We start from the raw sequence: 25,719 nt of genomic DNA, 5'->3' as shown, positions 1-25,719 counted from the left end.
ATGATGGGTCTGTGCAGGCTGCGTTCGCACGGCCTGCCTCTCTACCGATAACAAACCCAAGGAGACAGACCATGAAGTACATTGCACACGCCTGCCTGGCAGCCATCACGGGGCTGGCGTTCAGCGCCGCGGCCCAGGCGCAGCAGCCTTTTCCGACCAAGCCCGTGCGCGTGGTCATCGGCTTTCCCGCTGGCGGCCCGCTGGACCAGCATGCCCGCCTGCTGACCGACAAGCTCCAGGGCGTGCTGGGCCAGCCCATCATCGTTGACTACAAGCCTGGTGCCGGTGGCGCAGTCGGGGCGCAGGATGTCATGAAGGCGCCAGCCGATGGCTATACCTTGATTCTGGCCAATACCGGTGTGATGGTGATCAACCCTGCGCTCTACCCCAAGTTGCCCTACAGCACCTTGCGCGATTTCACACCGGTGGCGCGCACGGCCATGCAGCCCTTGGCCCTGCTGGTCAACAACAAGGTGCCGGCCAAGAACCTGCAGGAGTTCATCAGCTACGCCAAGGCCCACCCGGGCAAGGTCAACTTTGGCTCGGCCGGCAATGGCGGCATCAGCCACCTGGTGCCCGAGATGTTCAAGAGCGCCACCGGACTGGACCTGGTGCATATCCCCTACAAGGGCAGTGCGCCGGCCTTTACCGATCTGGTGGGCGGCCAGGTGCAGTTCATGGCTGAGAGCATTCCGCAGGCCGCCGCCTACCACAAGCAGGGCAAGGTGCGTGCGCTGGCCGTCACCAGCAAGGAGCGCAACCCGGCGCTGCCCGAGGTGCCGACGGCCATTGAAAGCGGGCTCAAGGGCTTTGAGGTCGTGGGCTTTTATGGCTTTCTCGCGCCCGCAGGTACACCCAAAGCGGTGGTGGACCAGCTCAGCGCCGCCTTTGGCCAGGTGATGCAGATGCCCGATGTGCGCGGGCGCATGGTGGAGCAGGGCGCGGACCCGGCCTTTCTCGGTGCGGAGGCGTTCAGCCAGTTCCTGGCTGGCGAGATGCCGCGCTGGGCCGAGGCGGTCAAGGCCTCGGGCACCAAGATGGACTGACACAGCAGGCCCATCGCAAAAAGCCCGGCATGACCGGGCCTTTGTATGCTATAAAAAATATAGCATCTAGCGCACTTAGTGTTTCAAAGCCGTGGGCCATCCTGGGCCGGGCTGAACAGGTCCACCCGGTCGGTGATGATGCCGTCGGTGCCCAGGTCAATCAGGCGCTGCGCAGCCCATTCGTCGTTGACGGTGTAGCTGCTGCAGTAGAGGCCTGCGGCATGGACCTTGGCCACCAACGCGGCATCCCAGAGTGCATGGTTGAGCACCAGCGCCTGGCAGCCCAGCTCCAGCGCCAGCTGCAGCTCGGCGTCACCGCTGCCATCGGCCAGCTTGTCGACCAGCAGGCCGCGTGGGATATGCGCTGCCACTTCGCGGGCGCCGCGCAGCGAATCGGCCTTGAACGAGGTAAAGAGCGGCGGCACCACGGTTTGCGGCCAGATGCGGTTCATCAGCGAACCGGCGGCACGGCCTGTTTCCAGCTCCTGGCCGGGCGTGGGCTTGATCTCGACATTGAGAAAGAGGTGGTTGGCCAGGCACCAGCGGGCCAGCGCCTCCAGGGTGGGCAGGTTCTCGCCCGCATGGCTGCGCGAATGCCAGCTGCCGGCATCGAGCTGGGCGAGCTCACCCATGCTCAGGTCGCTGCCCGTGCCCTGGGCATTGGTGGTGCGTTTCAGGTCCGCATCGTGCATCAGAAACAGCACGCCGTCGCGGCTGAGCTTGGCATCGCACTCGAACATGCGGTAGCCGTGCGCGGCGCCCAGGCGGAAGGCGCTCATGGTGTTCTCAGGCGCCAGTTTGCCTGCGCCGCGGTGGGCCACCCAGCGTGGATAGGGCCAGTTGCTAGAAAGCGTCATATCAATCTCGATGAGAAAAAAGAAAAGCGCCACAAGTGCTGCACTTGGGCGCTGGTGTTCAAGCGTTCAGGTCAGGCGCCAAGGCGTGGCCGTTGTGCTCATCGCCTTGCCACGCTCAGATGCGCTTGCCGGTATCCGCATTGAACCAGTGCAGGCGGTCTTCGCGTGCGCTGATGCGCGCCACTTCACCGGGCTTGGGGAAGGGTGTGCCTTCTTCCACCCGCACGGTGACCTGCTCGCCGCCCACTTTGCCGTACAGCAGGCGCTCGGCGCCCAGCAGTTCCACGGTTTCCACCTGGAATTCCCAGCCGCCCGAGTCCACCAGGTCGATGTGCTCAGGGCGGATGCCCAGAATCTGGCCGGCCTTGCCATTGGCAGAATTTTTCAGCAGGTTCATCGGCGGCGAGCCGATGAAGCCGGCCACAAAGGTCGAGGCAGGGGTGTGGTAGACCTCTTCGGGCGTGCCGAACTGCTCGACATTGCCGCCGTTCATCACGATCATGCGCTGGGCCAGCGTCATCGCTTCGACCTGGTCGTGGGTCACGAACAGGCTGGTGATGCCCAGCTCGGCGTGGAGCTTCTGGATTTCGATGCGGGTCTGGCCGCGCAGCTTGGCGTCCAGGTTGGACAGCGGCTCGTCAAACAGGAAGACCTGGGGCTGGCGCACGATGGCGCGGCCCATGGCCACGCGCTGGCGCTGGCCGCCCGACAGCTGGCGCGGCTTGCGGTCCAGCAGGTGCGACAGCTCCAGGATCTTGGCAGCCTTGTCCACGCGGCGCTTGATCTCGTCCTCGGGCACCTTGGCGAGCTTCAGGCCATAGGCCATGTTCTCGTAGTTGCTCATGTGCGGGTAGAGCGCGTAGTTCTGGAACACCATGGCGATGTTGCGCTTGGCGGGCTCGAGGTTGTTGACGATCTTGTCGCCAATCATCAGGTCACCGCCGGTGATTTCTTCGAGGCCGGCAATCATGCGCAGCAGGGTCGACTTGCCGCAGCCCGAGGGGCCTACCAGAACGATGAATTCACCGTCCTTGATTTCGGCATTGACGCCATGGATCACGGGCACGGCCGATTTGCCGGTGCCGTAGCGTTTGACAATATTCTTGAGAGAGATGGAAGCCATAAGAAGGTTTCGTTGTATCGGTCAAAGATGGTGGAGGGACAAGATGGCGAGGGGTTACTTTTCGGTATCCACCAGACCTTTGACAAACCACTTTTGCATCAGCATCACCACCAGGGTCGGTGGCAGCATGGCCAGGATGGCCGTGGCCATCACGATATTCCAGTCCACAGCGGCTTCGCCACCGGCCAGCATGCGCTTGATGCCGATCACCACAGGGTACATGTCTTCCGAGGTGGTCATCAGCAAGGGCCACAGGTACTGGTTCCAGCCGTAGATGAACTGGATCACGAACAGCGCAGCGATCGAGGTGCGCGACAGCGGCACCAGGATGTCCTTGAAAAAGCGCATCGCGCCCGCGCCATCGATGCGTGCGGCTTCCACCAGCTCATCGGGTACCGTCAGGAAGAACTGGCGGAACAGGAAGGTGGCGGTGGCCGAGGCGATCAGCGGCAAGGTCAGGCCGGCATAGCTGTTGAGCAGGCCCAGTTCCGCCACGACCTTGTAGGTGGGCAGAATCCGCACTTCAACGGGCAGCATCAGCGTGAGGAAAATCGCCCAGAAGCAGATCATCTTGAAGGGGAAGCGGAAGTAGACGATGGCAAAGGCCGACAGCAGCGAGATCGCGATCTTGCCGACGGTGATGATCATCGCCACCCAGAAGCTCACCCACATCATGTGCATGACGTTGGTGTTGGAGCCCAGCTTGCCCGAACCAAACAGCGCGGCCTGGTAGTTCTCCCAGAGGTGGGCGCCAGGCAGCAGCGGCATGGGGGACTGCACGATCGCGTCCGCCGTGTGGGTCGATGCGATGAAGGCCAGGTACAGCGGGAATGCCACAATCGCCACGCCGAGCACCAGCACGGCGTGCGAGAAGAAATTGAGCCAGGGATTGCGGTCAACCATGATCAGTACTGCACTTTCTTTTCAACATAGCGGAACTGCACCACGGTCAGCACAATGACGATCAGCATCAGCACGACGGACTGCGCTGCAGAGCCGCCCAGATCCAGCGCCTTGAAGCCGTCCTGGTAGACCTTGTAGACCAGGATCGAGGTCGATTGGCCAGGGCCGCCTTGCGTTGCCGCATCGATGATGCCGAAGGTGTCGAAAAACGCGTACACGATGTTGATCACCAGCAGGAAGAAGGTGGTGGGCGAGAGCAGCGGCAGCTGGATGTTCCAGAAACGGCGCCAGGGGCTGGCACCATCGATCGATGCCGCTTCGATCAGCGCCTTGGGGATGGACTGCAGGCCCGCGAGGAAGAACAGGAAGTTGTAGGAAATCTGCTTCCACACCGAGGCCATGACGATCAGCGCCATCGCCTGGTTGTCATTCATCATGTGGTTCCAGTTGTAGCCCAGCTTGCCCAGGTAATAGGTGACCACGCCGATGGATGGCGAGAACAGAAACACCCACAGCACGCCGGCAATGACAGGTGCGACGGCATAGGGCACGATCAGCAAGGTCTTGTAGACCATCGCAAAGCGCACGATGCGGTCGGCAAAGATGGCCAGCACCAGCGAGATGGCAATGCCCGCGCCTGCGACCAGCACCGAGAACATGGCGGTGCGCTTGAAGGAATTCAGGTAGGTGGGGTCGGCGAACAGGTTGCGGAAATTATCCAGCCCCACCCATTCGGTGCTCATGCCGAAGGCGTCTTCCATCTGGAAGGACTGCAGCACAGCCTGGCCAGCGGGCCAGAAAAAGAAAATGCCAATGATCAGCAACTGCGGTGCAATCAACACCCAGGGCAGCCATTTAGAGCGGAAAAGTACGCGTTTTTCCATGATGGAGCTCAAAAACAAAAAAACCGCCGGGGCTGAGGGCAGCCGCCGGGCGATGGCTCATCGACTGCGCCCGCCCTACGCGTGCAGGGTGGGCGCATGTGATGAAAGGATTAAGGCTTGTACGACTTTTCGAAGCGGGCCAGCAGTTCGTTGCCGCGGGACACGATGGAGTCCAGGGCTTCCTTGCCGGTCTTCTTGCCAGCCCAGACCTGTTCGAGTTCTTCGTCCTCGATGGTGCGGATCTGTACGTAGTTGCCCAGGCGGATACCACGCGAGTTGTCGGTCACCTTGCGGATCATCTGGGTCACGGCGGTGTCGGTGCCAGGGTTCTTTTGGTAGAAGCCGGACTTCTCGGTCAGGTCATACGCGGCCATCGTCACAGGCAGGTAGCCGGTGCGCTGGTGCGAAGCGGCCTGCACCTTGGTTTGCGAGAGGAATTCGAAGAACTTGGCCACGCCCTTGTATTCTTCGGACTTCTTGCCAGCCATCACCCACAGCGATGCGCCACCGATCACGGTGTTCTGAGGCGCGCCCTTGACGTCAGGGTAGTAAGGCAGGGGTGCCAGCGCATAGGCAAACTTGGCGTTCTTGGCCACGTCGCCGTAGAAACCGGACGAGGTCTGGATCATCGCGCATTCACCCGCGGTGAACGAAGCCTGGGCGGTGGAGGCACGGCCCTTGTAGACAAACTCACCGGCCTTGGCCGCAGCGGCCAGGTTGTCGATGTGCTTGACGTGCAGGGGCGAGTTGAGCTTCAGGCGGGCCTTGTAGCCGTTGGCGCTCAAACCGTTTTGTTCGGTCGCGAACTCGACGTTGTGCCAGGTGGAGAAGGACTCCAGCTGGGTCCAGCCTTGCCAGGCCAGCGTCATCGGGCAGCTGTGGCCGCTTTCCTTGAGCTTCTTGGCAGCAGCGAACACTTCAGGCCAGGTGGTGGGCGCCTTTTCCGCGTCCAGACCGGCCTTCTTGAAGGCGTCCTTGTTGTAGTAGAAGATGGTCGTCGAGCTGTTGAACGGGAAGCTCAGCATCTGGCCGTTAGGTGCGGTGTAGTAACCGGCCACGGCTGGGATGTAGGCCTTGGGGTCGAAGGATACGCCGGCGTCGGACATCACCTTGCCCACGGGCACGGTGGCGCCCTTGGAGGCCATCATCGTGGCGGTGCCCACTTCAAACACTTGCAGGATGTGGGGCGCATTGCCCGAGCGGAAGGCTGCAATCGCTGCCGTCATCGACTCGTCGTACACACCCTTGAAGGTTGGCACAACCTTGTATTCCTTCTGGCTGTCGTTGAACTCCTTGGCCAGGTCGTTGACCCATTCGTTGTTCACGGCGGTCATGGAGTGCCACCATTGGATCTCGGTGACGGCATGGGCGGACAGGCTGGTAGTGGCTGCAATACCGGCAGCGATGACCAAACGCTTGAAGTGCATGAATGCTCCTAGGGGTTTATAAAACGCTCAAAAACGAATCGTATGTGGCGTTTGTGAATGTTCTGTGACGTTGTGGCATATCCGCTGGTTTTAGGCAACTGGGGAAAGCCAGCGCCCGTCCGCACAGCGTCAACAAATACAAGGCGTTACGATTGTAGTTCAGCCGCCATTCGTATTCGAGAGAAAAGTGTAACCTTAGGGGTTTAGACGCGACAGCGCTTTGGGGTTGTCACATGGGACTGTCAAACAGTTGTGGTAGAGGCGGGTGCGGGGTTCGAAATGCTCAATTTCGATCAAATAAGAAAAAATAGGAAAAAGTACGCGCTGACGCTGGCGGGTACTGGGATGGGCTCAAGACCGTCTGGTGCAGTGCGGCAAAGCCAGACTGCGGCGTACCATGTTTTAAAACGGGCAGCCATGGGTGCAAGCCCGGTGTCATAAAATCGGTGGCCCCACTGCTTACCCATAAAAGGGAGCGCCCGCTCCCGTACAGGTCCCCACACATGAACGCACCGATTGCGCTGGCAAGCTTGCAAGCACAGGTTGACGGGCCCGCCCGTCTCCGCGAGATCCCCTACAACTACACCTCGTTCTCTGACCGCGAAATCGTCATTCGCCTGCTGGGCGCTCAGGCCTGGGATCTGCTCGACCAGCTGCGCCAGGAGCGCAAGACGGGCCGCTCGGCGCGCATGCTCTACGAGGTCATGGGGGATATCTGGGTGGTGCAGCGCAACCCCTACCTGCAAGACGACCTGCTGCACAACCCGGGCCGCCGCAAGCAGCTGGTGGAAGCGCTGGAGCACCGCCTGGCCGAAGTGCAAAAGCGCCGCGCGCCCGCCGAGGACCCGGCGCGCGATGCACTGGTGGGGCAGCTGATTGCCGCAGCGCAGGTGGCGGTGTCCGAGTTCGACACCACCTTGCAGGAGGCGACCGAGCTGCGCCGCAAGGTGCAGCGCACCTTCAAACCGCTCACCGCCAAGGACAACGTCAAGTTTGACGGCCTCTCGCGCGTGAGCCATGTGACCGATGCGACCGACTGGCGCGTCGAATACCCGTTTGTCGTGCTGACGCCCGACACCGAAGAGGAAATGGCCGTGCTGGTCAAGGCCTGTATCGGCCTGGGGCTGACGATTGTGCCGCGCGGCGGCGGCACCGGTTACACCGGCGGCGCGATTCCGCTGAGCTGGCGCAGTGCCGTCATCAATACCGAGAAGCTCGAGAAGATGTCCGAGGTGGAGATGGTGTCGCTGCCGGGCATCGACCACCTGGTGCCCACCGTCTGGTCGCAGGCCGGTGTCGTGACCCAGCGCGTAGCCGATGCGGCCGAGCGCGGCGGCTTTGTGTTTGCGGTCGATCCGACCTCGATCGAGGCCTCGTGCATCGGCGGCAATATCGCGATGAATGCCGGCGGCAAGAAGGCCGTGCTCTGGGGCACGGCGCTGGACAACCTGGCGAGCTGGCGCATGGTCACGCCCGATGCGCAGTGGCTGGAAGTCACGCGCCTGGACCACAACCTGGGCAAGATCCACGACGCCGAGATGGCCAGCTTCGAGCTGAAATACCTGGAGGCCGACGGCAAGACCCTGGTGCGCACCGAGCGCCTGGACATACCGGGCTACAAGTTCCGCAAGGAAGGCCTGGGCAAGGATGTGACCGACAAGTTCCTCTCGGGCCTGCCGGGCATCCAGAAAGAGGGCTGCGACGGCCTCATTACCAGCGCGCGCTGGGTGGTGCACCGCATGCCTTCGCACACCCGCACCGTCTGCCTGGAGTTCTTTGGCAATGCCAAGGATGCCGTGCCCTCGATCGTCGAGATCAAGGACTATATGTTTGGCGAGCAAAAGCGCTGCGGCGTGCTGCTGGCCGGGCTCGAGCACCTCGACGATCGCTACCTGAAGGCGGTGGGCTATGCGACCAAGAGCAAGAAGCACGGCGGCCTGCCCAAGATGGTGCTGTTTGGCGACATCGTCGGCGACAACCCCGATGAAGTGGCGCGCGTGACCAGCGAAGTGGTGCGCATCGCCAACTCGCGCAGCGGCGAAGGCTTTATCGCCATCAGCCCCGAGGCGCGCAAGAAATTCTGGCTGGACCGCAAGCGCACCGCCGCCATCAGCCGCCACACCAATGCCTTCAAGATCAATGAAGACGTGGTGATTCCGCTGCCCCGCATGGCCGAGTACACCGATGGCATCGAGCGCATCAACATCGAGCTGTCGCTGAACAACAAGATCAAGCTCTGCGACGCGCTGCACGACTTTTTTGCCAAGGGCAAGCTGCCGCTGGGTAAGCAGGATGACGCCAACGACATCCCGTCCGCCGAGCTGCTCGAAGACCGCGTCGCGCAGGCGCTGGTGCTGGTCACCGAGGTGCGCAACCGCTGGCAGGGTTGGCTCGATGGCGTGGCCGAGCAGTTCCGCCAGCTGCAGGACCACAGCCTGCGCGCCAGCTGGAAGAGCGATCTGCGCGCGCCGCTGGCCGCGATTTTTGGTGGCTCGGCCTATAAGCCGATCATGGACGAGGTGGTGGCCATCCACCAGCGCGTGCTCAAGGGCCGCGTGTTTGTCGCGCTGCACATGCATGCGGGCGATGGCAATGTGCACACCAACCTGCCGGTCAACAGCGACGACTATGAAATGCTGACCACCGCGCATGCCGCCGTGGCCCGCATCATGGCGCTGGCGCGTAGCCTCGATGGCGTGATCTCGGGAGAGCACGGCATCGGTATCACCAAGCTGGAGTTCTTGAGCGACGACGAGCTGCGCCCCTTTGCCGAGTACAAGGCCAAGATCGACCCGCACGGCCACTTCAACAAGGGCAAGCTGCTGCGCCCCGAAGAGCGCCGTCTGCTGCTGGAGCAGACCTATGCGGGCGACAAATCGCGCAAGTCGCTGATGTATGCCGACCTGACCAATGCCTATACGCCATCGTTTGGCCTGATGGGGCATGAGTCGCTGATCATGCAGCAAAGCCATATCGGCGCGATTGCCGACTCGGTCAAGGACTGCCTGCGCTGCGGCAAGTGCAAGCCGGTCTGCGCCACCCATGTGCCGCGCGCCAATCTGCTGTACTCGCCCCGCAACAAGATTCTGGCGACCTCGCTCCTGGTCGAGGCCTTCCTCTACGAAGAGCAGACGCGCCGCGGCGTGTCGATCCGCCACTGGCAGGAGTTCGAGGATGTCTCGGACCACTGCACGGTCTGCCACAAGTGCGCCACGCCTTGCCCGGTCAAGATCGACTTTGGCGATGTGACGATGAACATGCGCAACCTGCTGCGCCAGATGGGCAAGAAGAGCTTCCGTCCGGGCAACAAGGTGGCCATGGCCATGCTCAACGCGACCAACCCGGACACCATCAAGCTGCTGCGCAAGACCATGGTGGGCGTGGGCTTCAAGGCCCAGCGCCTGGCGGTCGATGTGCTCAAGGGCTTTGGCAAGCGCCAGACCGCGCACCCGCCCGCCAGCGTGGGCACCGCGCCGCTCAAGGAGCAGGTGATCCACTTCGTCAACAAGAAGCTGCCCGGTGGCCTGCCCAAGCAGACGGCGCGTGCGCTGCTCGATATCGAGAACAAGGACTACGTGCCCATCATCCGGGACCCCAAGACCACCACCTCCGAGACCGAGGCGGTGTTCTACTTCCCCGGATGCGGCTCCGAGCGCCTGTTCAGCCAGGTCGGTCTGGCCACGCAGGCCATGCTCTGGCATGCCGGCGTGCAGACTGTGCTGCCGCCGGGCTACCTGTGCTGCGGATATCCCCAGCGCGGCTCGGGCCAGTTTGACAAGGCCGAGAAGATGATCACCGACAACCGGGTGCTCTTCCACCGCGTGGCCACCACCTTGAACTACCTGGACATCAAGACCGTGGTGGTGAGCTGCGGCACCTGCTACGACCAGCTCCAGGGCTACCAGTTCGACAAGATCTTCCCAGGCTGCCGCATCATCGACATCCATGAGTACCTGCTGGAAAAGGGTGTGACCCTGCAAGGCAAGAGCTCCTACCTGTACCACGACCCCTGCCACACGCCGATGAAGCAGCAGGACCCGATGAAGACCGTCAAGGCGCTGGTGGGTGACAACGTCTTGAAGAGCGAGCGCTGCTGCGGCGAATCGGGCACCTTGGGGGTTACGCGTCCCGATATCTCGACGCAGATCCGTTTCCGCAAGACCGAGGAAATCCGCAAGGGCGAAGCGCAGTTGCGCGAGTCCGGCCAGGTGCAGGCCAAGGAGAACGTCAAGATCCTCACCAGCTGCCCCAGCTGCCTGCAGGGCCTCAACCGCTACCAGGACGATCTGCAAAACGGCCTGCTCGAAGCCGACTACATCGTGGTCGAGATGGCGCGCGAGATCCTGGGTGAGAACTGGATGCCCGAGTACGTGCAGCGTGCCAACCAGGGCGGCATCGAACGGGTGCTGGTATGACGGCCGCCAACGGCAACTCCGACTCCGACTGCCCGCTGTGCCAGACCGAGGGTGGACGCCTGGTCTGGCAGGGCGCCTGGGGCGGCGCCCTGCTGCGCGTCATCCATGCCGACGAGGCCGGTTTTCCCGCGTTCTACCGCGTGGTCTGGGGCGCGCATGTGGCTGAACTCTCGGATCTGTCCGAGTCTGAGCGCCAGTGGTGCATGGACGCGGTGATGGCGGTCGAGCTGGCGCTGCGTGCGCTGGAGCCCGCACCGGCCAAGATCAACCTGGCGACCCTGGGCAATATGGTGCCGCATCTGCACTGGCATGTGATTGCGCGCTTCGCGGAGGACAGCCATTTCCCCGCACCCGTCTGGGCTTCGGCCCAGCGCCCGCGCAATGCCGGGCTGGAAGCGGCGCTGGCTGCCCAGTTGCCCGCAGCGGAGGCGCGTATGCTTGCGGCGCTGGAGCGCCTGCGTACGGCATAATTGCTATTGTTTTTGATAGCATGGCGCTGGCGCAGAGGGCCCGCCCTGCATCCGCCAAGACTGCGGCCATCGGGCCGCTGGGCCTGGTTTGCAAAGGATTGACATGGCTGGCTTGAACCACGATACCCCCACCCCCACGGCACTGACGGTGCATGGCGCAAGCCGTGTGCTGGAAGTGCAATACGCCGATGGCGCGGCGTTTCGCCTGCCATTCGAGCTGCTGCGTGTGTACTCGCCCTCGGCCGAAGTGCAGGGCCACGGCCCGGGCCAGGAAGTACTGCAGACCGGCAAGCGCGAGGTGTCCATCGTCGCGGTGGAGCCGGTGGGCAACTACGCCATCAAGCCTATCTTCTCGGATGGCCATGAAAGCGGCCTCTACAGCTGGCAGTACCTCTACGAGCTGGGCAGCCGCCAAAGCGAGCTGTGGCAGGCCTACCTGGACCGCCTGCAGGCCGCAGGTGCCGACCGCGACCAGCCCATGCCCGGCAAGGCCGGCAGCGCCTGCGGGCACCAGCACTGAGCCAGCGCTGGCCACCAGGCCCGGGTAAGGGCACTGTTATTCGGAAAAATTTTGTATTTAAAGCTATTAAAATGATAGCTTTGAATATTCGTCATCATTGGCTCTGAATGTTTTATGCATTGAACTGCATACCCTCGAATAATTCGGGGTATGGGGGTCGGACGTTACAGAGCTTGCTAGCATTCACACCATGAGTACCACCCACTTTGGATTTGAGACCGTTGACGAGAAGGACAAGGCGCGCAAGGTGCGCGGTGTGTTCGACTCGGTTGCGAGCAAATATGACGTGATGAACGACCTGATGTCCGGTGGCCTGCACCGCGTCTGGAAGCACTACACCGTCATGGTCGCCAACCTCAAGGAAGGCCAGCGCGTGCTGGACATCGCAGGCGGTACCGGTGATCTGTCCCTGGCCTTTGCCAAAAAGGTGGGCCACAGCGGCCAGGTGGTGCACACCGATATCAACGAAGCCATGCTGCGCGTGGGCCGCGACCGTCTGATCGACAAGGGCCTGAACCTGCCCACCACGGTCTGCGATGCCGAAGCCCTGCCTTTCCCGGACCAGCACTTTGACCTGGTGAGCGTGGCCTTTGGCCTGCGCAACATGACCAACAAGGACCAGGCGCTCAAGGAAATGTGCCGCGTGCTCAAGCCGCGCGGCAAGCTGCTGGTGCTGGAGTTTTCCAAGGTGGCCAAGCCGCTGGAGAAGGCCTATGACTTGTATTCCTTCCAGGTGCTACCACGTATAGGGAAGATGGTGGCGGGGGACGCCGACAGCTACCGCTACCTGGCCGAATCGATTCGCATGCATCCTGGTCAGGCAGAACTCAAGGCCATGATGCAAAAAGCAGGCTTTGGCCATGTGGACTACCACAATATGACGGCAGGGATTACCGCCTTGCATGTCGGGATCAAATGCTGAAAGAGTGAGACGCGATACCGGTCGCAAAGCCAGGCGCCTGCCCAGTGCCCAGCGCAATACAACACAACAGACCGGGGTTGCTGAGAAGCGGGCGTGGATGTAATAGCCGGCGCAAAGGCGTACCGGCCCTAACAAAACGGAGCAAATATGACAAAACTGTGGTCAGTGGTCTTGGTGGTACTGCTGGCATTTGTGCACCTCGATGCCGATGCCAAGCGCATGGGAGGTGGCAAGTCCATGGGCCAGCAGTCCGGCAATGTAACCCAGCGGCAGGCGACGCCTGCGCAAGCGCCTGGCAACAATGCCACCGCGCCTGCGCAAGCCCAGCGCCCCGCTACCCCTAACGCCGCCCCTGCGGCGCCCAAGAAGCCTTGGGGCGCGATGCTCGGCGGTCTGGCCGCTGGTCTGGGCCTGGCCTGGCTCGCCCATTCGCTGGGCTTTGGTGAAGCCTTTGCCAACATGCTGCTGATCGGCCTGGCCATCATGGCGGTGCTGGCCATCGTCGGCTTTGTGATGCGCCGCAAGGGCGCTGCTGCGGCCCAGCCTGCGCAGTCGCCTTTCGCCTTCCAGGGTGCTGGCAACGCCGCGCCGCAAGCGCCGGTCTCGGCCCCTGTTGCGCCCCAGTACAACCCCGAGAAGGTCGGCAACGACGCCTCGGCCCGCCCCTGGGAGCAGGGTGCAGCGCCTGCCGCTGCTGCGGGTGGCAGCATGATTGGCGCTGGCCTGGCTGGCGCGCAGAATTGGGGCGTGCCTGAAGGCTTCGATGCCAATGGCTTCCTGGAAGCGGCCAAGCGCAACTTCGTGACCCTGCAGTCCGCCTGGGACCGCTCGGACATCAACACCTTGCGCTCGATGATGACCGACGAGATGCTCGGCGAAGTCAAGGGCCAGTTGCAGGACCGCGAGCAGCACCGTGAAGGCGCGCAGCCCAACCAGACCGATGTGGTGATGCTCGAAGCCCAGCTGCTGGGTATCGAGGATGTCGGCAATGCCTACATGGCCAGCGTCGAGTTCTCGGGCATGATCCGCGAAGAAGCCCATGCCGGCCCCAGCCCCTTCCGCGAAGTCTGGAACATGACCAAGCCCAAGGATGGCACCAGTGGTTGGCTCGTAGCAGGCTTGCAAGCCTTGCAGTAAGCAAACCGTAAAACTCCACCGCTTTGCCTGTTAATCCTGACGACGGGCAGCGGACTTGGGGAATAATTGGGGACTATGGCAACACAGTCCCCTTTTTCTTTTCCGGGCGGCATTTTTGCGCGCATTCTGGAGTCGGCCCAACCCCCGCAGTGGCTGGTGTCGGAGGTACAGCACCGCGTGGTGCTGTTCCTCAATCACGTGCTGATGCAGGAAAGTGCGGCCATGGAGCGTCTGGTGCGCCAAAGCGGGCGCGTCGTCCAGGTGCAGTGGCGCAGCATTGTGCTGGCGCTCAAGATCACGCCCGCTGGCCTGCTGGACCTGGCAGGCGCCCAGGAAACCCCCGACCTGCGCGTGCAGGTGGTCGATGACTCGCCGCTGGCTTTGGCGCGCGGCGTCATCCAGGGCGAGAAGCCCGCCATCCGCATCGATGGCGATGTGCAGTTTGCCGCCGAGATCCAGTGGCTGGTCGACCATGTGCGCTGGGATGTGGAAGAAGACCTGGCCCGCCTGGTGGGCGATACCCCCGCGCATTGGCTGGCCCAGCTGGGCCAGCGCGTAGCGGCTGCGCTGCGCCAGTTCGTCAGCATGGGCGTGCGCACGGCGGATCGCTTTGGCGCCGGCCGCTTTGGCGCGCAGGCCCAGCCGCCTGCCCCGCCCACGCCCCCCGGCTACGCTGCGGACAGCGACCCGGCCAGCGAGCGCACTACGACATGAAGCGCTTTTTTCGCGGCTTCACCATTTTGTGGGTGGTCTGGCGCTATGGCTTGCACGACATGGTGCTGTCCAGCTTCAACCACCCCTGGCTCAAAGGCATCACCCGGGTACTGCGCATAGGCCGCAAATGGACCGAGCCGCGCGGCCAGCGCCTGCGCGAGGCGCTCGAGCAACTGGGCCCGATCTTTGTCAAGTTCGGCCAGGTGCTGTCGACCCGGCGCGATCTGCTGCCCCCCGATATCGCCGAAGAGCTGTCCCTGCTGCAGGACCGCGTGCCCTCGTTCGACCCGCGCATTGCGGTGCAGACCATCGAGCGGGCGTTCCGCAAGCCGCTGGCCGAGGTCTTTGTCAGCTTTGATGAAAAGCCCATTGCCAGCGCCTCGATTGCCCAGGTGCACTTTGCCACCATCCGCACCCGTGCGGGCGAGCTGCGCGATGTCGCCGTCAAGGTGCTGCGCCCGGGCATGCTGCCGGTGATCGACAGCGACCTGGCGCTGATGCGCACGATGGCCGAGCTGGTCGAGAAGTTCTCTGCCGATGGCAAGCGCCTCAAGCCGCGCCAGGTGGTGGCCGAGTTCGACACCTATCTGCACGACGAGCTGGACCTGATGCGCGAGGCCTCGAACGCTGCCCAGCTGCGCCGCAACATGGAAGGCCTGGACCTGGTGCTGATCCCCGAGGTGTTCTGGGATTTCTGCCACCAGGAGGTGATGGTGATGGAGCGCATGAATGGCGTGCCCATCAACCAGGTCGATACCCTGCGCGCTGCGGGTGTCGATATCCCCAAGCTCGCCCGCGATGGCGTGACCATCTTCTTCACCCAGGTGTTCCGCGATGGCTTTTTCCATGCGGACATGCACCCCGGCAATATCCAGGTCAGCCTGGAGCCCGAGAGTTTTGGCCGCTATATCTCGCTGGACTTTGGCATTGTCGGCACCTTGACCGAATTCGACAAAGAGTACCTGGCGCAGAACTTCACCGCGTTTTTCCGCCGCGACTACAAGCGCGTGGCCGAGCTGCACATCGAAAGCGGCTGGGTGCCGCCCGATACCCGGGTCGACGAGCTCGAAGCCGCCATCCGCGCGGTCTGCGAGCCGTACTTTGACCGCCCGCTCAAGGAAATTTCGCTGGGCATGGTGCTGATGCGCCTGTTCCAGACCTCGCGCCGCTTCCAGGTCGAGATCCAGCCCCAGCTGGTGCTGCTGCAAAAAACGCTGCTCAACATCGAAGGCCTGGGCCGCCAGCTCGACCCCGATCTGGACCTGTGGAGCACGGCCAAGCCGTTTCTCGAGAAATGGATGCTCGACCAGATGGGCCCCCAGCGCCTGTGGCGCGAGCTCAAATCCCAGGCGCCGCGCTACGCCAAGCTGCTGCCCGACATGCCCCGCCTGGTGCACCAGTACCTGGCGCGCAATGGCGGTGGCAGCCACCACGACGAGACGCTCAAGGAGCTGCTGGTGCAGCAGAAATTGACGAACAAGCTGCTGCAGATCATCATTTGTGGAGGCATTGGTTTTGTCCTGGGGCTGGTGGTGCTGCAAGTGCTCATCCGCATCCGACTTTTTTAAACCCCTAACCCTTACGCTTTGCAGGAGTGACAACGTGCTGCTCTACATGGTGATCGCCTACCTATTTGTAACCATTGGCGTGGGTCTGTGGGCCGCCAAACGGGTCAAGAACACCGCAGATTTCGCCGTCGCCGGCCGCCATCTGCCGCTGTTCATGATCATCACCACCACGTTTGCGACCTGGTTTGGCTCCGAGATTGTGCTGGGTGTGCCGGCCAAGTTCATCGAAGGCGGCCTGCGCAATGTGGTCGAAGACCCGTTTGGTGCTGGCATGTGCCTGATCCTGGTGGGCATGTTCTTTGCGGCCAAGCTCTACCGCATGAACCTGCTGACCATCAGCGACTACTACCGCAAGCGCTACGGCAGCGCGGTCGAGATCATCTGCTCGCTGATCATCATGCTGAGCTACCTGGGCTGGGTCTCCGCCCAGGTCACCGCGCTGGGCCTGGTGTTCAACCTGCTCTCGGGCGGCGCGGTCAGCATCCCCATGGGCATGGTGATCGGTGTGGTGTCCATCCTGGCCTATACCTTGTTTGGCGGCATGTGGTCGGTGGCGGTCACCGATTTTGTGCAGATGATCATCCTGGTGGTGGGCCTCATGGTGCTGGCCTTCTTCGCCTCGGACATGGCCGGCGGCGCCGGAAAGGTGATCGACCTGGCCACCAGCCGCGATCTGTTCCAGTTCTGGCCCGAGCCCACCTGGCATGACATCGTGTTCTTCTTTGCCGCTGCCATCACGATGATGCTGGGCTCGATCCCGCAGCAGGACGTGTTCCAGCGCGTGATGTCGGCCAACACCGAAAAGTCGGCCGTGCGCGGCACCATCATCGGTGGCTCCGCTTACATCCTGTTCGCCTTTGTGCCGATGTTCCTGGTGGCCAGCGCGCTGATCATCATGCCCGAGGCCACCTCGGCCTTGCTCAAGGACGATCCGCAAAAAGTGCTGCCCACCCTGGTGATGGAGAAGATGCCTTTTGTGATGCAGGTGCTGTTCTTTGGCGCGTTGCTGTCTGCCATCAAGTCCTGCGCATCGGCCACCTTGCTCGCCCCGAGCGTGACCTTTACCGAGAACATCTGGCGCCAGTTCCGCCCCAGGGTGAGCGACCGCGAGAACCTCAAGACCATGCGCATCAGCGTGCTCGTGTTCAGCGCCTGCGTGCTGGCCTACTCCATCCGCATGCAGGGCACCCCCATCTATGAACTGGTCTCGGGCGCCTACCAGGTGCCGCTGGTCGGCGCCTTTGTGCCCCTGGTGATGGGCCTGTACTGGAAGCGCGCGACCACCCAGGGGGCGCTGCTGGCGGTGTTCCTGGGCATCGGCATCTGGCTGGCCGGTTTGAACATGGCCTGGGGCGCGGCCTTCCCGGCCCAACTCGCGGGTGTGCTGGCCGCCTTTACGGGCATGATTGTCGGCTCGCTGGCGCCGCAAGCCATCCGCAACCAGAAGACGGACGTGCAGGCCTTTGTGGCCGATACCGCCCCCGCCGCCAGCGGCGCAGCAGTGGCGGGGCGCTGAGCGAACGGCGCTGAATGCGGGGCGTAGTGCTAAGCCTACGCCCCGGATCGGTTTTGCAACCCGCCTATAATCAAGGGTTTTCCTCCGTTTTCTTACACGCGCGATGCCTATTTACGCCTACAAGTGCAGTGCCTGCGGCTATGCCAAGGATGTTTTGCAAAAAATATCGGATGCACCGCTGACGGACTGCCCCGAGTGCAAGCAAGCCAGCTTCTCCAAGCAACTGACGGCCCCGGGGTTCCAGCTCAAGGGAACGGGTTGGTACGCCACCGATTTCAGTGGCAAGTCGGCTGCTGCGGCACCGGCCAGCGCACCTGCGGCCGACGCGGCTGCGCCCGCAGCGGCAGCAACGCCCGCACCCGCATCTGCATCTGCACCGGCTGCGAGCGGCGGCTCGGCGGTCTGAGGGCTGAGAGGTGATGGCGTCCCTGCGTAAATGGTTGCTGACTGGGCTGCTGGTCATCGTGCCGGGCGTCATCACGGTCTGGGTGCTCAACTGGATCATCGGCACGCTCGACCAGACCTTGCTGATCCTGCCGCAGCACTGGCAGCCCGACGAGGTCCTGGGCTACCATATCCCCGGTTTCGGCGTGGTGCTGACCTTGGCGATCTTGCTGATCGTCGGCGGCATTGCCAGCAATTTTGTCGGCCGCAAGCTGGTGGCCTGGGGCGATGCGCTGGTCAGCCGGATTCCGGTGGTGCGCTCGATCTACTCGAGCGTCAAACAGGTCTCCGACACCTTGTTTTCCGAGAGCGGCAATGCCTTTCGCACTGCGGTCATGGTGCAGTGGCCCCATCCGGGCATGTGGACCATTGGCTTTGTGACGGGCGCGCCCAGCGGTGAGCTGGACCAGCACCTGCACCAGGGGCCGGACAGCGCCGATACCGCTTTTGTCAGCGTCTACGTGCCCACCACGCCCAATCCGACGGGCGGCTACCTGGTGATGGTGCGCAAGAGCGACTGCATTGAATTGAACATGAGCGTGGATGCTGCGCTTAAATACATCGTCTCGATGGGGGTCGTGGCTGCGCCCGATGTCCCCACGGGGTCTAAATAACTGAGAACTAAGGCACCTTCATCGGTGCAGGAAGATTGGCTATGGCAATGCGTTCCCAATACTGCGGTCAAGTGACCGAAGCCCAAATGGGCGAAACCGTGAGCCTGTGCGGCTGGGTCAATCGCCGCCGTGACCACGGTGGTGTGATTTTCATCGACCTGCGTGACCGCGAAGGCTATGTGCAGGTGGTCTGCGATCCTGACCGCGCCGAGATGTTCAAGGTGGCCGAAGACGTGCGCAATGAGTTCTGCGTGCAGGTCAAGGGCCTGGTGCGTGCCCGTCCTGAAGGCACCACCAATGACTCGATCAAGAGCGGCAAGATCGAAGTGCTGTGCCACGAGCTGACCGTGCTCAACGCCTCGGTGACGCCTCCATTCCAGATCGACGACGAGAACCTGTCGGAGACCGTGCGCCTGACCAACCGCGTGCTGGACCTGCGCCGCCCCACGATGCAGCGCAACATGATGCTGCGCTACAAGACGGCGATCCAGGTGCGCAACTTCCTGGACAAGGAAGGCTTCATCGACATCGAAACGCCGATGCTGGGCAAGAGCACGCCCGAAGGCGCGCGTGACTACCTGGTGCCCAGCCGCGTGCACGATGGCGAATTTTTCGCGCTGCCCCAGTCGCCCCAGCTGTACAAGCAGATGCTGATGGTGGCCGGCTACGATCGCTACTACCAGATCACCAAGTGCTTCCGCGACGAAGACCTGCGTGCTGACCGCCAGCCCGAGTTCACGCAGATCGACTGCGAAACCTCGTTCCTGAACGAGGAAGAGATCCGCGCCATCTTCCAGCGCATGATCAAGGAAGTGTTCCAGACCCAGCTGAATGTGGACCTGGGCGAGTTCCCGATCATGACCTACCAGGATGCGGCCTTCCGCTTTGGCTCGGACAAGCCTGACCTGCGCGTCAAGCTCGAGTTCACCGAGCTGACCGACGTGATGAAGGACGTGGACTTCAAGGTCTTCTCGGGCGCCGCCAACATGAAGGGCGGCCGCGTGGTGGGCCTGCGTGTGCCAGGTGGTGCGCGCGAGCAGGGCGGTCTGTCGCGTGGCGACATCGATGCCTACACCGACTTCGTCAAGATCTATGGCGCCAAGGGCCTGGCCTACATCAAGGTCAACGAGCTGGCCAAGGGCCGTGACGGCCTGCAGTCGCCCATCGTCAAGAACATCCATGACGCCGCGATTGCCGAGATCCTCAAGCGCACCGAAGCGCAAGACGGCGACCTGATCTTCTTTGGCGCCGACAAAGAAAAGATCGTCAACGACGCCATCGGCGCGCTGCGCATCAAGATCGGCCACAGCGCCTTTGGCAAGAGCACCGGCCTGTTTGAAGACCGTTGGGCACCGCTGTGGGTGGTGGACTTCCCGATGTTCGAACACGACGAGGAAAACGACCGGTGGGCGGCCGTGCACCACCCCTTCACCTCGCCCAAGGACGGCCATGAGGACCTGATGGACACCGATCCTGGCAAGTGCATTGCCAAGGCCTACGACATGGTGCTCAACGGTTGGGAACTGGGCGGTGGCTCGGTGCGTATCCACCGCGCCGATGTGCAGTCCAAGGTGTTCACCGCGCTCAAGATCAGCGCCGAAGATGCACGTGCCAAGTTCGGCTACCTGCTGGATGCGCTGCAGTACGGCGCGCCTCCCCACGGTGGCCTGGCCTTTGGTCTGGACCGTCTGATTACCTTGATGACCGGCTCCGAGTCAATCCGTGACGTGATCGCCTTCCCCAAGACCCAGCGCGCCCAGGACCTGCTGACCCAGGCCCCATCGCCAGTGGACGAAAAGCAGCTGCGCGAGTTGCACATCAAGCTGCGCAACCCTGCCGGCGCGCAGTAAGCGGACCGCGCGCTGCATGGGCCTGCCTGATGCACCGCGCCGCCACAAGGCCAAAGCCCCCGGGCTTTGGCCTTTTTTTGTCATTGTGGGGCGCTATGCTCGGCGTGACTGACAGATTGCAAAGGGTGCCCATGCAAGCGATGACTGCGACTTCCAACCGAACCGGGCGCTGGGTGCACGGTATGGCCTTGGCCGCCATCGCGCTGGCCTTGGCCGGCTGCGGTGAGAAAAAGACCGAGCTGGGCCAGGGTGGCTCCGAAGTCTCTGGCTCGGCCGGGCCGGCAGGCGGCCAGGGCGCGCATGCCAGCCTGGAGCGCTGCGACGAGCCGATCGCCACGGTGGCCTTGCTGGAGAACCCGCGCGGCTATGTGATGCCCAGCAGTGTGAACCTTCCGCCCACCCCCGTGCCGCTGGTGCGCTTGCTGATGCAGCAAAGCGGCTGCTTTCGCGTGGTGGACCGGGCCGGTGGCCTGCAGGGCACGATCCGCGAGGGCGAGCTGCAGGATGCCGGCGTGCTGCGCCCCAATGGCACGGTGCAAAAGCGCAAGGGCTATGAGGCCCAGTACACGATGGTGCCCAACCTCACCTTCAGCGAGCAGGATGCCGGCCGGGGCCTGGCGGGCATCATCGCGATGATCCCGGTGCTGCGCGATATCGCGGGCCTGGCCGGTGTGGCTGAGCAGGTCAAGTTCAAGGAGGCGCAAACGGCCCTGTTCCTGACCGACAACGAAACCACCGAGCAGGTTGCCGCGGCCACCGGCTCGGCCCGCGCGACCGACCTGGGCGTGGGCGGTGTGCTGCTGGGCCGCCTGGGGGGCGGCGCCGGCATGGGCTGGAGCAATACCAATGAGGGCAAGGTGATTGCCGCCGCCTTTCTGAACGCCCACAACCTGATGGTGCAGCAGGTGCGCCTGTTGCAGGCCAAAGCCTTGCCACCGGCCGTGGCCACCCGCAAGCCGGAGGCCCGGCGTTGACGATGCAAGACACCAGGAGCGAAAGCCTGCCCTACAAACTGCCCCGCTCGGTGCTGGTCATCATCCACACCGCCGATCTGCAGGTGCTGCTGCTGCGCCGCGCCAGCCAGATGGAGGGCCAGGACTACTGGCAGCCCGTGACCGGCAGCCAGGACAGCGATCGCGAAACCTGGCAGGAGACGGCGGTACGCGAGGTTTTTGAAGAGACCGGCATCGATGCCGAGCAGCACGGCTGCGTACTGCGCGACTGGGGCCTGGAGAACACCTACCCGATCTACCCGGCCTGGCGCCACCGCTATGCGCCCGATGTCTGCATGAACACCGAGCATGTCTTTAGCCTGCAGGTGCCGTCCTACACCAAGATCGTGCTCAGCCCGAGGGAGCACACCGCCCATGCGTGGCATCATTGGCATGAAGCAGCACAGCGCTGCTATTCCATATCGAACAGCGAAGCCATTCTGTGGCTGCCGAGGTTCATAGCTGCATGACCGATACTCACGACGATTTACCGATACTGCGGGTGGCCACCTACAACATCCACAAAGGGGTGCAGGGCCTGGGACCCGTGCGCAGGTTGGAGATCCATAACCTGGGGCTGGCGGTCGAGCAGATGGATGCCGACATCATCTGCCTGCAGGAAGTGCGCAAGGACAACCGCAAGGAAGAGAGCTTCTTCAACAACTGGCCCGAGCAGAACCAGGCAGATTTTCTGACCCCGCTGGGTTACACCGCCGCCTACCGCACCAATGCCACGACGCGTTGGGGCGAACACGGCAATGCCTTGCTCACCCGCTGGCCGATTCTGGAATCCAACCACCGCGACATCTCCGACCACCGCTTCGAGCAGCGCGGCCTGTTGCATGTGGCTATGGAGATTGCCGGCCAGCGCATCCACACCATCGTTGTGCATCTGGGCCTGGTGCATGGCAGCCGCCTGCGCCAGACCGCGTTGATCCATGAATTCATCAAGGCCCATGTGCCCGATGACGAGCCGGTGATTGTCGCGGGCGACTTCAATGACTGGGGCTTTCAGGTCAAGCGCATGCTGGCCGGCTTTGGCTTGTTCGAGTACGACGAGCAGCCGTTGATGACCTACCCCTCGCGTCTGCCCGTTGTGCAGCTGGACCATGTCTATGCCCGGGGTTTGACCCCCTGCGGCCTGTTTGTGCCCCGGGGTCGCATCTGGTGGCGCATGTCCGACCATTTGCCGTTGATTGCCGAGTTCAGGCTGCGCGACTGAGGCCGCAAGCGCTTTTCGGCTTTGGGGCGCTGGATGCTATCGAATCCATAGCTTTTCGCCTTTTCTTGCGCTGGCCTAAGAACCTGTTCAAAGTCTCCTCGCGCCGCGACAGTGTCTTTGCGGGATGGGATGCGAGGGGGCGCCCAGCCGCGCAACACCGCAGTAATAGCTGTGCTATTGCGAGGATTTGCAACGACGCAGTCCGCCCCTGCCCGGGCGGCCCTAGCCGGGCGCCCCTTCCCGGGCAGCGCAAAGCCACTGTCCCTACGGGTTGAAGTGAAATCGGGCGATTTCTGCGCGCTGGCCCTTGCTTGCACCCCGGTGCAAGCTGCGTTCCATCCCTTCGAACTCATCCCGATTGCACTCCAACGCGGCTGCGTAGAGACTCTGAACAGGTTCTAAGGGGGAGAAACACCGTATGCTTGCGGGTCTGCAATCGCTGCTACCATCCCCGCTATGTTTACAGAACTATCCGATCCGAATAAAGCACCCGCCAGCGACGAAGGCACGCCGGTGTCCGTCAAGATCCGTGAGCGGATAGTGGCAGCCCAGCAGCGCTTCCATGCCAATGACAACATCTCCGAGTTCATCGAGCCCGGTGAGCTCGAGCTGCTGCTCGACGAAGTCGAGCACAAGATGCAGGGCGTGCTCGACAGCATGGTCATCGACACCAAGGACGACCACAACACCCGCAACACCGCGCGCCGTGTTGCCAAGATGTATCTGACCGAGGTGTTCAAGGGCCGCTATGTGCCCCAGCCCGTGGTCACGGCCTTCCCCAATGCCGAGCACCTGAACGAGCTGATGATCGTCGGTCCGATCACCGTGCGCAGTGCCTGCAGCCACCACCTCTGCCCGGTCATCGGCAAGGTCTGGATCGGCGTGCTGCCCAACAAGAACACCAATGTGATCGGCCTGTCCAAATACGCGCGCCTGGTTGACTGGGTGCTGGGCCGCCCCCAGATCCAGGAAGAGGCCATCGTGCAGCTGGCCGATCTGATCATGAAGAAGACCCAGCCCGACGGCCTGGCCGTGGTGCTGGAGGCCTCGCACTTTTGCATGTCCTGGCGCGGTGTGCGCGAGATGGACTCCAAGATGCTCAACTCGGTCATGCGGGGCGAGTTCCTCACAAACCCGAATCTGCGGCGCGAGTTTTTGTCGCTGATTCCGCAGCGCGCAGGCAACTGATCCGCACCCTGACGGTGTGACACCCGGGCCCGACCCGGGTTATTTTTTTCCGTCTCGCATCTTTCGCCTCGCTTCCACCGCCTCCCCAGCCATGACGCTCCACGCTTTCACGCTCATCATCGCGGCCGGCATCATCCACGCTTTTTGGAACATCGTCGCCAAGAAAGCCGGGGGCGATGCTCGCTTTTCGCTGTTTACCTCGGTGCTCAATGCGCTGGTGTGGCTGCCGGTGGGCTGGTGGGTGGGCAAGGATGTGGTGCCCCAGTGGGGCATGACCGAATGGGCCTTTGTCTCGGCCAGCGCCTTGCTGCATATCTTTTACTTCGTCACCTTGCTGCGCGGCTACCGCGTGGCCGATCTCACCGTGGTCTACCCGCTGGCGCGCGGCAGCGGGCCGCTGATCTCGTCGATGGTGGCGGTGCTGTTTCTGGGCGAGCACCTGTCCAGCCTGGGCGCGGTAGGCATTGCCGCGGTGGTTGCGGGCGTATTCCTGATTGCCGGCGGCCCGGCCATGCTGCGCGCCGCCACCCGGCCCGGTCCCGGCGAGGCCCGCGATCGCACCATCAAGGGCCTGTACTACGGGCTGCTCACGGGCCTGTTCATTGCCGCCTATACGGTGGTGGACAGCTATGCCGTCAAGGTGATGCTGCTCTCGCCCATCCTGCTCGACTATATGGGCAACCTGGTGCGCGTGGTGATGCTCGCGCCGCTGGGCATGATGAACTGGGCTGAGACCCGGCGCCTGTGGTTGCAGCAATGGCGCTTTGCGCTGGTTGTCGCCATCTTCAGCCCCATGGCCTATGTGCTGGTGCTGTATGCAGTGCAGACTGCGCCGATCTCGCATGTGGCGCCTGCGCGTGAGGTCTCGATGCTGTTTGCCGCGCTGATTGGCGGCAAGCTGCTGGGCGAGGGTGACCGCCTGCTGCGCATTGCTGGCGCGCTGCTGATTGGCGTGGGCGTGGTCGCGCTGGGACTGGGCTGAGCGATGCCAGGCGCTGCGCTGCCACCGGTGCTGGGCTGCGATTTCAGCAGCAGCCCGAGCCGGCGCAAGCCCGTGGTTGTGGCCTGGGGCCATCTGGATGCCGAGGCGGGCACGGTGGCGCTGCGGGGCTTTGAGCGCTTTGCCACGCTGGCGCAGTGGCAGGACTTTTTGCAGCAGCAGCCGGCCTGGGTCGGCGGCTTTGACCTGCCGTTTGCGCTGCCGCGCGAGCTGGTGATGCACCTGGGCTGGCCCCGCGATTGGCAGGCCTGCATGCAGCACTATGCTGGCCTGGAGCGCAGCGAGATCCGCGCGCTGTTCAAAGCCTTTTGTGACGCCCGGCCCGCCGGCGGCAAATTTGCCCACCGCGCCACCGATTGGCCCGCAGGCTCCAGCCCGTCGATGAAATGGGTTAACCCGCCCGTCGCCTGGATGCTGCATGCTGGTCTGCCCCGACTGCTGGCGGTGGGCGCGGATTTCCCCGGTCTGCTGCGCAGAGAAAGTAGCCGCGTCGCGCTGGAGGCCTACCCCGGCATGCTGGCGCGCGAGCTGATCGGCCGGCGCAGCTACAAAAGCGATGACCGCCAGCGCCAGACGCCCGAGCGCACTGCTGCCCGCCAGCAGGTGCTGGATGCCCTGCTGCAGGGTGCCCATTCGCTGCAGCTGCGCCTGCTGGCTAGCCCGGCGCAACTGGGTAGCATGCGCGATGACGCCAGCGGCGACCACCTCGATGCCGCCATCTGCATGTTGCAGGCGGCCTGGGGCCTGCGCTGCCATTTACAGGGCGATGCGCTCTATGGCCTGCCGCCGGGCACTGATCCGCTGGAAGGCTGGATTGTGACGGCACCGCTGTCGCGCGCGTAGGCGGGGCCTGAGACTGCACACTGGGCGGCAGGCCATAATGTGCCGGTCCTTGATTAAAAGACCT

At 63.1% G+C, this 25,719-nt stretch carries 23 protein-coding genes; 18 read left to right on the top strand and 5 right to left on the bottom strand.

Translation table 11 applies throughout. The features are described from left to right. Positions 1-71 precede the first annotated feature (71 nt). Entirely contained in the window at positions 72-1,046 is a 975-nt protein-coding gene (locus N4T19_RS11610) for a Bug family tripartite tricarboxylate transporter substrate binding protein (protein WP_260720241.1), read from the top strand. Between the two features lie 83 nt (positions 1,047-1,129). Here N4T19_RS11610 and ugpQ read toward each other — a convergent pair whose 3' ends face one another. The 5 genes from ugpQ to ugpB form a co-directional block, all read right to left on the bottom strand. Further along, positions 1,130-1,903 carry a glycerophosphodiester phosphodiesterase gene (gene ugpQ / locus N4T19_RS11605; protein WP_116927109.1) on the bottom strand — a complete coding sequence of 258 codons (774 nt, stop codon included), beginning with the start codon at positions 1,901-1,903 and terminating at the stop codon, positions 1,130-1,132. A gap of 115 nt (positions 1,904-2,018) precedes the next feature. Further along, complete coding sequence (locus tag N4T19_RS11600; RefSeq protein ID WP_116927067.1) at positions 2,019-3,026, bottom strand: sn-glycerol-3-phosphate import ATP-binding protein UgpC; 1,008 nt, start codon at positions 3,024-3,026, stop codon at positions 2,019-2,021. A 54-nt stretch (positions 3,027-3,080) separates the two neighbouring features. Continuing rightward, entirely contained in the window at positions 3,081-3,929 is an 849-nt protein-coding gene (gene ugpE, locus N4T19_RS11595) for a sn-glycerol-3-phosphate ABC transporter permease UgpE (protein WP_116927066.1), read from the bottom strand. A 2-nt stretch (positions 3,930-3,931) separates the two neighbouring features. Beyond that, positions 3,932-4,813: a sn-glycerol-3-phosphate ABC transporter permease UgpA gene (gene ugpA, locus N4T19_RS11590; RefSeq protein WP_116927108.1), complete on the bottom strand. Its 882-nt coding sequence runs from the start codon at positions 4,811-4,813 to the stop codon at positions 3,932-3,934. Positions 4,814-4,923: 110 nt separating this feature from the next. Next, positions 4,924-6,240 carry a sn-glycerol-3-phosphate ABC transporter substrate-binding protein UgpB gene (gene ugpB, locus N4T19_RS11585; RefSeq protein WP_116927065.1) on the bottom strand — a complete coding sequence of 439 codons (1,317 nt, stop codon included), beginning with the start codon at positions 6,238-6,240 and terminating at the stop codon, positions 4,924-4,926. Between the two features lie 503 nt (positions 6,241-6,743). Between ugpB and N4T19_RS11580 the strand changes: the two genes are divergently transcribed. The 17 genes from N4T19_RS11580 to N4T19_RS11500 all read left to right on the top strand — a co-directional run bounded on the left by N4T19_RS11580 (position 6,744) and on the right by N4T19_RS11500 (position 25,655). Beyond that, a complete protein-coding gene (locus tag N4T19_RS11580) occupies positions 6,744-10,655 on the top strand; it encodes a DUF3683 domain-containing protein (protein WP_182343443.1) in 3,912 nt (1,303 codons plus the stop codon). Continuing rightward, a complete protein-coding gene (locus N4T19_RS11575) occupies positions 10,652-11,125 on the top strand; it encodes an HIT family protein (protein ID WP_116927063.1) in 474 nt (157 codons plus the stop codon). The genes N4T19_RS11580 and N4T19_RS11575 overlap by 4 nt, the downstream gene beginning before the upstream one ends. A gap of 103 nt (positions 11,126-11,228) precedes the next feature. Continuing rightward, positions 11,229-11,645, top strand: coding sequence for a gamma-butyrobetaine hydroxylase family protein (locus N4T19_RS11570; RefSeq protein ID WP_116927062.1), 417 nt, complete (start codon positions 11,229-11,231; stop codon positions 11,643-11,645). Positions 11,646-11,835: 190 nt separating this feature from the next. Beyond that, a complete protein-coding gene (gene ubiE, locus N4T19_RS11565; protein ID WP_116927061.1) occupies positions 11,836-12,567 on the top strand; it encodes a bifunctional demethylmenaquinone methyltransferase/2-methoxy-6-polyprenyl-1,4-benzoquinol methylase UbiE in 732 nt (243 codons plus the stop codon). A 147-nt stretch (positions 12,568-12,714) separates the two neighbouring features. Continuing rightward, positions 12,715-13,704, top strand: coding sequence for a Tim44 domain-containing protein (locus tag N4T19_RS11560; protein ID WP_116927060.1), 990 nt, complete (start codon positions 12,715-12,717; stop codon positions 13,702-13,704). 75 nt (positions 13,705-13,779) lie between these two features. After that, positions 13,780-14,418 carry a hypothetical protein gene (locus N4T19_RS11555; RefSeq protein WP_260720240.1) on the top strand — a complete coding sequence of 213 codons (639 nt, stop codon included), beginning with the start codon at positions 13,780-13,782 and terminating at the stop codon, positions 14,416-14,418. Then, positions 14,415-15,986, top strand: coding sequence for a ubiquinone biosynthesis regulatory protein kinase UbiB (gene ubiB, locus N4T19_RS11550; RefSeq protein ID WP_116927059.1), 1,572 nt, complete (start codon positions 14,415-14,417; stop codon positions 15,984-15,986). Before N4T19_RS11555 ends, ubiB begins: the two co-directional genes overlap by 4 nt. A gap of 34 nt (positions 15,987-16,020) precedes the next feature. Next, positions 16,021-17,502, top strand: a complete 1,482-nt coding sequence (locus tag N4T19_RS11545) for a high affinity choline transporter 1 (protein ID WP_116927058.1) — start codon at positions 16,021-16,023, stop codon at positions 17,500-17,502. Between the two features lie 103 nt (positions 17,503-17,605). Continuing rightward, positions 17,606-17,908, top strand: a complete 303-nt coding sequence (locus N4T19_RS11540; protein ID WP_182343439.1) for an FmdB family zinc ribbon protein — start codon at positions 17,606-17,608, stop codon at positions 17,906-17,908. Between the two features lie 13 nt (positions 17,909-17,921). Further along, entirely contained in the window at positions 17,922-18,560 is a 639-nt protein-coding gene (locus N4T19_RS11535; RefSeq protein WP_116927056.1) for a DUF502 domain-containing protein, read from the top strand. Between the two features lie 41 nt (positions 18,561-18,601). Next, positions 18,602-20,410, top strand: a complete 1,809-nt coding sequence (gene aspS / locus N4T19_RS11530; RefSeq protein ID WP_116927055.1) for an aspartate--tRNA ligase — start codon at positions 18,602-18,604, stop codon at positions 20,408-20,410. A 140-nt stretch (positions 20,411-20,550) separates the two neighbouring features. Further along, positions 20,551-21,384 (top strand): CsgG/HfaB family protein, encoded by an 834-nt coding sequence (locus tag N4T19_RS11525; protein ID WP_116927107.1) that lies wholly within the window; start codon positions 20,551-20,553, stop codon positions 21,382-21,384. A gap of 2 nt (positions 21,385-21,386) precedes the next feature. Beyond that, positions 21,387-21,872: a dihydroneopterin triphosphate diphosphatase gene (nudB, locus tag N4T19_RS11520; RefSeq protein ID WP_116927054.1), complete on the top strand. Its 486-nt coding sequence runs from the start codon at positions 21,387-21,389 to the stop codon at positions 21,870-21,872. Beyond that, positions 21,869-22,624 (top strand): endonuclease/exonuclease/phosphatase family protein, encoded by a 756-nt coding sequence (locus N4T19_RS11515; RefSeq protein WP_116927053.1) that lies wholly within the window; start codon positions 21,869-21,871, stop codon positions 22,622-22,624. Before nudB ends, N4T19_RS11515 begins: the two co-directional genes overlap by 4 nt. Before the next feature lie 456 nt (positions 22,625-23,080). Further along, positions 23,081-23,812 carry a GTP cyclohydrolase I gene (folE, locus tag N4T19_RS11510; protein ID WP_116927052.1) on the top strand — a complete coding sequence of 244 codons (732 nt, stop codon included), beginning with the start codon at positions 23,081-23,083 and terminating at the stop codon, positions 23,810-23,812. Positions 23,813-23,903: 91 nt separating this feature from the next. Then, complete coding sequence (locus tag N4T19_RS11505) at positions 23,904-24,794, top strand: DMT family transporter (protein WP_182343437.1); 891 nt, start codon at positions 23,904-23,906, stop codon at positions 24,792-24,794. A 3-nt stretch (positions 24,795-24,797) separates the two neighbouring features. Continuing rightward, positions 24,798-25,655 (top strand): DUF429 domain-containing protein, encoded by an 858-nt coding sequence (locus N4T19_RS11500; RefSeq protein ID WP_182343435.1) that lies wholly within the window; start codon positions 24,798-24,800, stop codon positions 25,653-25,655. Positions 25,656-25,719 lie beyond the last annotated feature (64 nt).

This window comes from Comamonas squillarum (assembly GCF_025309455.1).
GTDB lineage: Bacteria > Pseudomonadota > Gammaproteobacteria > Burkholderiales > Burkholderiaceae_C > Comamonas > Comamonas squillarum.
This window is presented reverse-complemented; position numbering and strand designations above follow the sequence as displayed.

What these genes read in the sequence shown, in the direction of transcription:
- N4T19_RS11610 (WP_260720241.1), top strand. Translation starts at nt 72, where the DNA reads ATGAAGTACATTGCACACGCCTGCCTGGCAGCCATCACGGGGCTGGCG.
- ugpQ (WP_116927109.1), bottom strand. Translation starts at nt 1,903, where the DNA reads ATGACGCTTTCTAGCAACTGGCCCTATCCACGCTGGGTGGCCCACCGC.
- N4T19_RS11600 (WP_116927067.1), bottom strand. Translation starts at nt 3,026, where the DNA reads ATGGCTTCCATCTCTCTCAAGAATATTGTCAAACGCTACGGCACCGGC.
- ugpE (WP_116927066.1), bottom strand. Translation starts at nt 3,929, where the DNA reads ATGGTTGACCGCAATCCCTGGCTCAATTTCTTCTCGCACGCCGTGCTG.
- ugpA (WP_116927108.1), bottom strand. Translation starts at nt 4,813, where the DNA reads ATGGAAAAACGCGTACTTTTCCGCTCTAAATGGCTGCCCTGGGTGTTG.
- ugpB (WP_116927065.1), bottom strand. Translation starts at nt 6,240, where the DNA reads ATGCACTTCAAGCGTTTGGTCATCGCTGCCGGTATTGCAGCCACTACC.
- N4T19_RS11580 (WP_182343443.1), top strand. Translation starts at nt 6,744, where the DNA reads ATGAACGCACCGATTGCGCTGGCAAGCTTGCAAGCACAGGTTGACGGG.
- N4T19_RS11575 (WP_116927063.1), top strand. Translation starts at nt 10,652, where the DNA reads ATGACGGCCGCCAACGGCAACTCCGACTCCGACTGCCCGCTGTGCCAG.
- N4T19_RS11570 (WP_116927062.1), top strand. Translation starts at nt 11,229, where the DNA reads ATGGCTGGCTTGAACCACGATACCCCCACCCCCACGGCACTGACGGTG.
- ubiE (WP_116927061.1), top strand. Translation starts at nt 11,836, where the DNA reads ATGAGTACCACCCACTTTGGATTTGAGACCGTTGACGAGAAGGACAAG.
- N4T19_RS11560 (WP_116927060.1), top strand. Translation starts at nt 12,715, where the DNA reads ATGACAAAACTGTGGTCAGTGGTCTTGGTGGTACTGCTGGCATTTGTG.
- N4T19_RS11555 (WP_260720240.1), top strand. Translation starts at nt 13,780, where the DNA reads ATGGCAACACAGTCCCCTTTTTCTTTTCCGGGCGGCATTTTTGCGCGC.
- ubiB (WP_116927059.1), top strand. Translation starts at nt 14,415, where the DNA reads ATGAAGCGCTTTTTTCGCGGCTTCACCATTTTGTGGGTGGTCTGGCGC.
- N4T19_RS11540 (WP_182343439.1), top strand. Translation starts at nt 17,606, where the DNA reads ATGCCTATTTACGCCTACAAGTGCAGTGCCTGCGGCTATGCCAAGGAT.
- N4T19_RS11535 (WP_116927056.1), top strand. Translation starts at nt 17,922, where the DNA reads ATGGCGTCCCTGCGTAAATGGTTGCTGACTGGGCTGCTGGTCATCGTG.
- aspS (WP_116927055.1), top strand. Translation starts at nt 18,602, where the DNA reads ATGGCAATGCGTTCCCAATACTGCGGTCAAGTGACCGAAGCCCAAATG.
- N4T19_RS11525 (WP_116927107.1), top strand. Translation starts at nt 20,551, where the DNA reads ATGACTGCGACTTCCAACCGAACCGGGCGCTGGGTGCACGGTATGGCC.
- nudB (WP_116927054.1), top strand. Translation starts at nt 21,387, where the DNA reads ATGCAAGACACCAGGAGCGAAAGCCTGCCCTACAAACTGCCCCGCTCG.
- N4T19_RS11515 (WP_116927053.1), top strand. Translation starts at nt 21,869, where the DNA reads ATGACCGATACTCACGACGATTTACCGATACTGCGGGTGGCCACCTAC.
- folE (WP_116927052.1), top strand. Translation starts at nt 23,081, where the DNA reads ATGTTTACAGAACTATCCGATCCGAATAAAGCACCCGCCAGCGACGAA.
- N4T19_RS11505 (WP_182343437.1), top strand. Translation starts at nt 23,904, where the DNA reads ATGACGCTCCACGCTTTCACGCTCATCATCGCGGCCGGCATCATCCAC.
- N4T19_RS11500 (WP_182343435.1), top strand. Translation starts at nt 24,798, where the DNA reads ATGCCAGGCGCTGCGCTGCCACCGGTGCTGGGCTGCGATTTCAGCAGC.